Source organism: Aliidongia sp. (assembly GCF_035943795.1).
GTDB lineage: Bacteria > Pseudomonadota > Alphaproteobacteria > ATCC43930 > CGMCC-115725 > Aliidongia.
On the sequence record NZ_DASZBY010000114.1, the window covers coordinates 65,215 to 71,799 of the forward strand.

The 6,585-nt window shown below is 65.8% G+C and carries 7 protein-coding genes; all 7 read left to right on the forward strand.

The features are described 5' to 3' along the window. Positions 1–67: 67 nt before the first annotated feature. Positions 68–1,687: an ABC transporter substrate-binding protein gene (locus VGV37_RS22435; protein ID WP_326881998.1), complete on the forward strand. Its 1,620-nt coding sequence runs from the start codon at positions 68–70 to the stop codon at positions 1,685–1,687. A gap of 49 nt (positions 1,688–1,736) precedes the next feature. Then, on the forward strand, positions 1,737–2,723 hold the full coding sequence (locus VGV37_RS22440; protein WP_326881999.1) for an ABC transporter permease: 987 nt from the start codon (positions 1,737–1,739) through the stop codon (positions 2,721–2,723). Next, positions 2,713–3,642 (forward strand): ABC transporter permease, encoded by a 930-nt coding sequence (locus tag VGV37_RS22445; protein ID WP_326882000.1) that lies wholly within the window; start codon positions 2,713–2,715, stop codon positions 3,640–3,642. The genes VGV37_RS22440 and VGV37_RS22445 overlap by 11 nt, the downstream gene beginning before the upstream one ends. Further along, positions 3,639–4,616, forward strand: coding sequence for an ABC transporter ATP-binding protein (locus VGV37_RS22450; protein ID WP_326882001.1), 978 nt, complete (start codon positions 3,639–3,641; stop codon positions 4,614–4,616). Before VGV37_RS22445 ends, VGV37_RS22450 begins: the two co-directional genes overlap by 4 nt. Further along, complete coding sequence (locus tag VGV37_RS22455) at positions 4,609–5,625, forward strand: oligopeptide/dipeptide ABC transporter ATP-binding protein (RefSeq protein ID WP_326882002.1); 1,017 nt, start codon at positions 4,609–4,611, stop codon at positions 5,623–5,625. The genes VGV37_RS22450 and VGV37_RS22455 overlap by 8 nt, the downstream gene beginning before the upstream one ends. An 86-nt stretch (positions 5,626–5,711) precedes the next feature. Beyond that, positions 5,712–6,134, forward strand: a complete 423-nt coding sequence (locus tag VGV37_RS30360; protein ID WP_414638068.1) for a helix-turn-helix domain-containing protein — start codon at positions 5,712–5,714, stop codon at positions 6,132–6,134. Further along, positions 6,088–6,585 (forward strand): IS630 family transposase (locus VGV37_RS30365; protein ID WP_414638069.1); only part of this gene is annotated, 498 nt, incomplete at its 3' end. The genes VGV37_RS30360 and VGV37_RS30365, both read left to right, overlap by 47 nt.

Here is a 6,585-nt window from a genome sequence, read left to right on the forward strand (position 1 = left end):
TTCCGTCCGCAGACGTCGTGGACCGCCGTCCTTCGGGACGGCGGTGCCCGATTGGGAAAGTGTAACGATGCGAATGATCCTTGGTCGATTTTCCGCAGCCCTGTGTGCGGTCGGGCTGGCGGCCACGCTCACTGTCGTGCCAGGCATCGGCTCCGCGCCGGCCGCGGCGGCGACGTTGCGCTGGTCGAACGACGGCGACGTCAATTCGATGGATCCCTATGCGCGTCAGGAAACCTTCCTGCTGTTTTTCATGCAGAACATTTACGAGCCGTTGGTCCGGCGCTCCAAGGACCTGAAGCTCGAAGCGTCGCTCGCCACCGAATGGACGCAGACGGCGCCGGACGTCTGGCGGTTCAAGCTGCGCCAGGGCGTCAAGTTCCAGGACGGTACGCCGTTCACCGCCGACGACGTGTTGTTCTCGTTCCAGCGCATCCGGCAGCCGACCTCGGCTCTGAACAGCAACGTCGCCACGGTTCAGGACCTGGTCAAGGTCGATGATTTCACGGTGGATTTCCACACCAAGGGTCCGGATCCGATCCTGCCAGAGGAGCTGACCAACTGGGGCATCATGTCGAAGGCATGGTGCGAGAAGAACAACGCCAGCATCCCGGCCGACCTCGGCAAGGTGACGCAAGAGAATTTCGCGACCCGCAATGCCATGGGCACCGGGCCATACATGCTGAAGGAACGCGTGCCGGACGTGCGCACCGTGCTGGTCTCGAACCCGACCTGGTGGGACAAGCCGGTCGGCAACGTGACCGAGGCCGTGTTCACCCGTATCGCCAACCCATCGACCCGCGTGGCGGCCTTGCTCTCGGGCGAAATCGATTTCGTCTATACCGTGCCGCCGCAGGACGTCGAGCGCATCTCCAGCACCCAAGGCACCAAGATCATCAAGTCGCCGGAGCTGCGGACGATCTTCCTCGGCATGGACCAGGCGCACGACGAGCTGGCCGAGAGCAGCGTCAAGGACAAGAACCCGTTCAAGGACGAGCGGGTGCGCGAGGCGTTCTATCGCGCGATCGACGAGAAGGCGATCGTGGACAAGGTGATGCGCGGCCAAGCCCAGCCGACGGCCCTGATGGTCGCGCCGGGCATCAATGGCTTCGACGAGTCGCTGAACGAACGGCCGGCCTACGATCCGGCCAAATCGAAGAAGCTCTTGGCCGATGCCGGCTATCCGAACGGCTTCGAACTGGGCATGGATTGCTCGAACGACCGCTATGTCAACGACGAGGCGATCTGCCAGGCGGTCGCGGCGATGCTGGCCAAGGTCGGCGTCAAGGTGAACCTGCTGGCCCAGACCCGCCTCAAGTTCTTCGGCAAGATCGGCTCGCCCAACTATGCGTCGAGCTTCTACATGCTGGGTTGGACGCCCTCGACCTACGATGCCCACAACATGCTGGCCTCGCTGGTCGGCACACCGAAGCCCGGTGCCGGCATCGGCGACAACAACGACGGCGGCATCTCGAATGCCGAGATCGACCGCGACATCGACGCGATCCAGGTCGAGACCGACCAGAAGAAGCGCCAGGCGCTGATCTCCCGGGCGCTCGGCATCATCAAGGACGAATATCTCTATATTCCGCTGCACCAGCAGGTCGTGGTCTGGGCCGCGCGCAGCAACGTCGACGTGGCGCAGATGGCGGATAATTTCTTCCCGCTGCGTTTCGTTACCGTGAAGTAGCCGACGCCGTGCAGTCGATCCTCCCTCCCCCTGCCGCGATGACGTGCCCATGATCGTTTTCCTGCTGCGCCGGCTGCTGCAGTCGCTGGCGGTCATGCTGGCGGTGGCGCTGATCGCCTTCACGCTGTTCCGCTTCGTCGGCGATCCGATCAACGGCATGGTCGGGCAGGATGCGACCCAGGCCGAGCGCGAAGCGTTGCGCCAGAGCCTGGGCCTGAACGATTCGGTCGTCGTGCAGTTCGGCCGCTTCGTCGGCCGGACCGTGCATGGCGAATTCGGGCTCAGCTACCAGCTGGCCCGGCCGGTCAACCAGATCATCCTGGAGAAGATGCCGGCGACGCTCGAACTGTCGTTCGCCGCGGGCGTGTTCGCCCTCGTGGTCGGTGTGACGCTGGGCGTCTTCACGGGGCTGCGGCCGCGGTCGGTCGCGTCCCGGCTGCTGCTCGCCGGCTCGCTGGTCGGCGTGTCGCTGCCGACCTTCCTGATCGGCATCCTACTGATCCTGGTGTTTTCGGTCTGGCTCGGCTGGTTGCCGTCCTACGGGCGCGGGCCCACCGTGCAGTTCGGCTGGTGGTCGAGCGGGCTGTTCAGCATCGACGGCTGGCGGTCGCTGATCATGCCGGCCTTCACGCTCGCGCTCTATCCGATGACCTTGATCATCCGGCTGGTGCGGGCCGAGATGCTGGAGGTGCTGCGCACCGACTACATCAAGTTCGCGCGCGCCCGCGGCCTGACCAACCGGGCGATCAACTTCGGCCACGCGCTCAAGAACACGCTGGTGCCGGTCATCACCATCACCGGTGTCCAGGTCGGCTCGATCATCGCCTTCGCCGTCATCACCGAGACGGTGTTCCAGTGGCCGGGCATGGGCCTGATGTTCATCCAGGCGGTGAGCTATGCCGACATCCCGGTCATGTCGGCCTACCTGGTGCTGGTGGCCCTGTTCTTCGTTCTGATCAGTCTGGTGGTCGATCTCTTGTATTACCTTGTCGATCCGCGCCTGCGGATCCAGCGCGGAGGCGGCCATGGCCGCTGAAGCGAGGGCCGGCTTCGCCCGGCGCCTGTGGGATGGCGATCTCGCCTACAGTTTCCGCAATTCGCCGGTGGCGATGGTCTCGGCCTTCGTCACCCTGCTGATGGTGCTGGGCGCGCTGTTCGCCCCGTGGATCGCACCGCACAACCCGTTCGACCTCTCGACCATCAGCCTGCTCGATGCGGGCGATCCGCCTCAATGGGTCGACGGCGGATCGCCAGACTTTCCGCTCGGGACCGACGAACAGGGCCGCGACATATTGTCGGCCATCCTGTTCGGCTCGCGCATTTCGTTGGGCGTGGGCCTGTTCTCGACCTTGTTCGCGCTGGCGCTTGGCGTGTCGGTCGGCCTGATCGCGGGCTGGCGCGGTGGTGTTACCGACGCGTTCATCATGCGCATCGCCGACGTGCAGCTGTCCTTCCCTTCGATCCTGGTCGCCCTGTTGATCGACGGCATCGTGCGCAGCACCCTGCCTCATGACGAACAGGATCGGATCGCGATGTTCGTGCTGGTCGGCTCGATCGGCCTGTCCGGCTGGGTGCAGTTCGCGCGGCTGGTGCGCGGCTCGACCATGGTCGAGCGCAACAAGGAATATGTTCAGGCGGCCCGCGTCATCGGCGTGCATCCGATCCGCATCGTCGTGACCCACGTGCTGCCGAACGTGCTGACACCGGTGCTGGTCGTGGCGACGATCTATTTCGCCTTCGCCATCATCACCGAGGCGACCTTGTCGTTCCTCGGCGTCGGCGTGCCACCGACCGAACCGTCGCTGGGCACGCTCATCCAGGTCGGCAACGGCTATCTCTTCTCCGGCGAATGGTGGATCACCGTGTTTCCTGCTGCCACGCTGGCGGCCCTGGTCCTTTCGGTCAACCTGCTGGGAGATTGGGTGCGCGACGCGCTCAATCCGAAGCTCCAATGAGCGCGCTGCTCGAACTGCGCCACATCCGGATCGAATTGCCGACCCGGCGCGGCACGCTCGTCGCGGTCGACGATGTCAGCTTTTCGATCGGCGAGGGCGAAGTGCTGGGTGTGGTCGGCGAATCCGGCGCAGGCAAATCGATCACGGCGGCCGCGATCATCGGCCTGCTCGAACCGCCGTTGCGCCTGACCGGTGGCGAGATCCTGCTGGACGGTGACCGCATCGACAACCTGGCGCCGGAGGCGCTGCGCCGGGTGCGCGGCAAGCAGATCGGCGCAATCTTCCAGGATCCGCTGACCAGCCTCAACCCGCTCTACACCATCGGGCGGCAACTGGTCGAAACCATCCGCACGCATCTGGCGCTCAGCGACAAGGCGGCCCGCGCCCGGGCGATCGAGTTGCTGCAGGAAGTCGGCATTCCGGGCGCGTCCGAACGGTTCGACGCCTATCCCCATCAATTTTCCGGTGGCATGCGGCAGCGGGTCGTGATCGCCCTGGCGCTGGCGGCCAACCCGCGCCTGATCGTGGCCGACGAGCCGACCACGGCACTGGACGTCTCGACTCAGGCGCAGATCATTTCGCTCTTGAAACGATTGTGCCGGGACCACGGCACTGCGGTCATGCTGGTGACCCACGACATGGGCGTGATCGCAGAGACCGCCGACCGGGTCGCCGTCATGTATGCCGGTCGCGTGGCCGAGATCGGGCCGGTGCGCCAAGTGGTGAAGCATCCGCAGCACCCTTATACCGTCGGCCTCATGGGCTCGATCCCGTCGATCGGCGAGGTGCGCGAGCGGCTGCCGCAGATCGACGGCGCGATGCCGCGCCTGGGCGCTATCCCGCAGGGCTGCGCCTTCAATCCGCGCTGTCCGCAGGTCATGGACCGATGCCGCGTCGAACGACCGGACCTGCTGCCGGCTGACGATACCCTCGCCGCCTGCTGGCTGCATGACCGGGAGGTCGTCCATGGCTGATACGGTTCTGCGCCTCAACGACGTCCGGCGCCAGTTCGACGTCTCGGCGCCCTGGCTCGCCCGCGTGCTGAGCGGTACCGGCCATCGCACCCTGAAGGCGGTCGATGGGGTCAGTTTCGACATCGCGCGCGGCGAGACCTTCGCGCTGGTCGGCGAGAGCGGCTGCGGCAAATCGACGGTCGCCCGCCTGGTCGTCGGGCTCTACGAACCCTCGTCCGGCGCCATCGAGATCGACGGCACCGACATCGCCTCGCTGAAGACCCGGGCCGCCCAGGCGCCGGTGCGGCGCCGGGTCCAGATGGTGTTCCAGGATCCCTTCGCCAGCCTCAACCCGCGCTGGCGGGTCAAGGACATCGTCGCCGAACCGATCCGGACCCACAGGCTGATCCAGGGCGAGGCGGCGATCCGCGCCCGGGTCGACGAGCTGCTGCGTCAGGTCAGCCTGACCCCGGCTGACGGCGACAAGTTTCCGCACGCCTTCTCCGGCGGCCAGCGCCAACGCATCTCGATTGCGCGCGCGCTGGCATCCGAGCCGGAATTCCTGGTGCTGGACGAGCCGACCTCGGCGCTCGACGTCTCGGTCCAGGCCCAGATCCTCAACCTGATGAAGGACCTGCAGCGCCGCCTGGGCCTGACCTACCTGTTCATTTCGCACAATCTCGCGGTGATCTATCACGTGTCCGACAAGGTCGGCGTGATGTACCTGGGCCGGCTGGTCGAGATCGCGGCGAAGGCCGACCTGTTCGGTCGGCCGCAGCATCCCTATACCCGGCTGTTGCTCGACACCGTGCCGGACCTGGGCATGACGGGGCGCGAGCGGCTGCCGGTGCGTGGTGAAGTGCCGAACCCGATCGACCCGCCGAGCGGCTGCGCCTTCCATCCGCGCTGCCCGTTCGCCAACGAGCGTTGCAAGGCGGAACGGCCATCCCTGGTGACCAGCGGCGGCAACCTGGTCGCCTGCCACGCGGTGCAGGAAGGGCGGCTGCCGGAATGGGACGGTGCGGCTTAGAGCGCGTTCGTTCTTAGCTGAATCGGGATTCCCCCCGGCTCGAAAATCTGATTCAACATGACTGCTGGAGACGGAGGCCAGCAGTCATGGCTTGTCCCTATTCGAGTGATCTTCGCGAGCGCGTCGTAGCGTCGGTGGCGGGTGGCCGGACATGCCGGAAGACGGCATTGCTGTTCGGTGTGAGCGTTGCAAGCGTGGTGAAGTGGTCTCAGCGTTGGCGTCAGACCGGGAGCGTGCGGGCAAAGCCGATGGGCGGACACCGCCCCCTGGTGCTTCTGGCCGAGCGGGACTGGCTGCTTGCCCGGCTCGAGGCGTCGCCGGACGTGACGTTGCGGGGGCTGCAGGCCGAATTGGCCGAGCGCGGCATCAAGGTCAGCCACAATGCCATCTGGAAGCTGTTCGCCGTCGAAGGGATCAGCTTCAAAAAAAAGCCTGCACGCCAGCGAGCAAGATCGGCCGGACGTGGCACGGCGCCGGGTACGGTGGAAGAAGTACCAGGGGCGGCTTGACCCCCAGCGCCTGGTCTTCATTGATGAGACCTGGGCCAAGACCAACATGACGCGGACGCACGGCCGCAGCAAACGCGGCCAGCGGCTGGTCGCCAAGGTGCCGCATGGGCATTGGCGAACGCTGACCTTCGTCGCCGCCCTACGGGCCGATCGGATCGAAGCGCCCTGCGTCTTCGACGGGCCGATCAACGCCCGCAGCTTCACCGCCTATGTCGAGCAGGTGTTGATCCCAACCCTCAAGCCCGGCGACATCGTGATCCTCGATAATCTCGGCAGCCACAAAGGCCGACCCGTTCGCCGAGCGCTCAAACAAGCCGGCGCTAAGCTCCTGTTCCTGCCGCCCTACAGCCCCGACCTCAACCCGATCGAGCAGGTCTTTGCCAAGCTCAAGACCTTGCTGCGCAAGGCCGGCGAGCGGACCATCCAAGCTACTTGGCAGCGCATCGGCAAG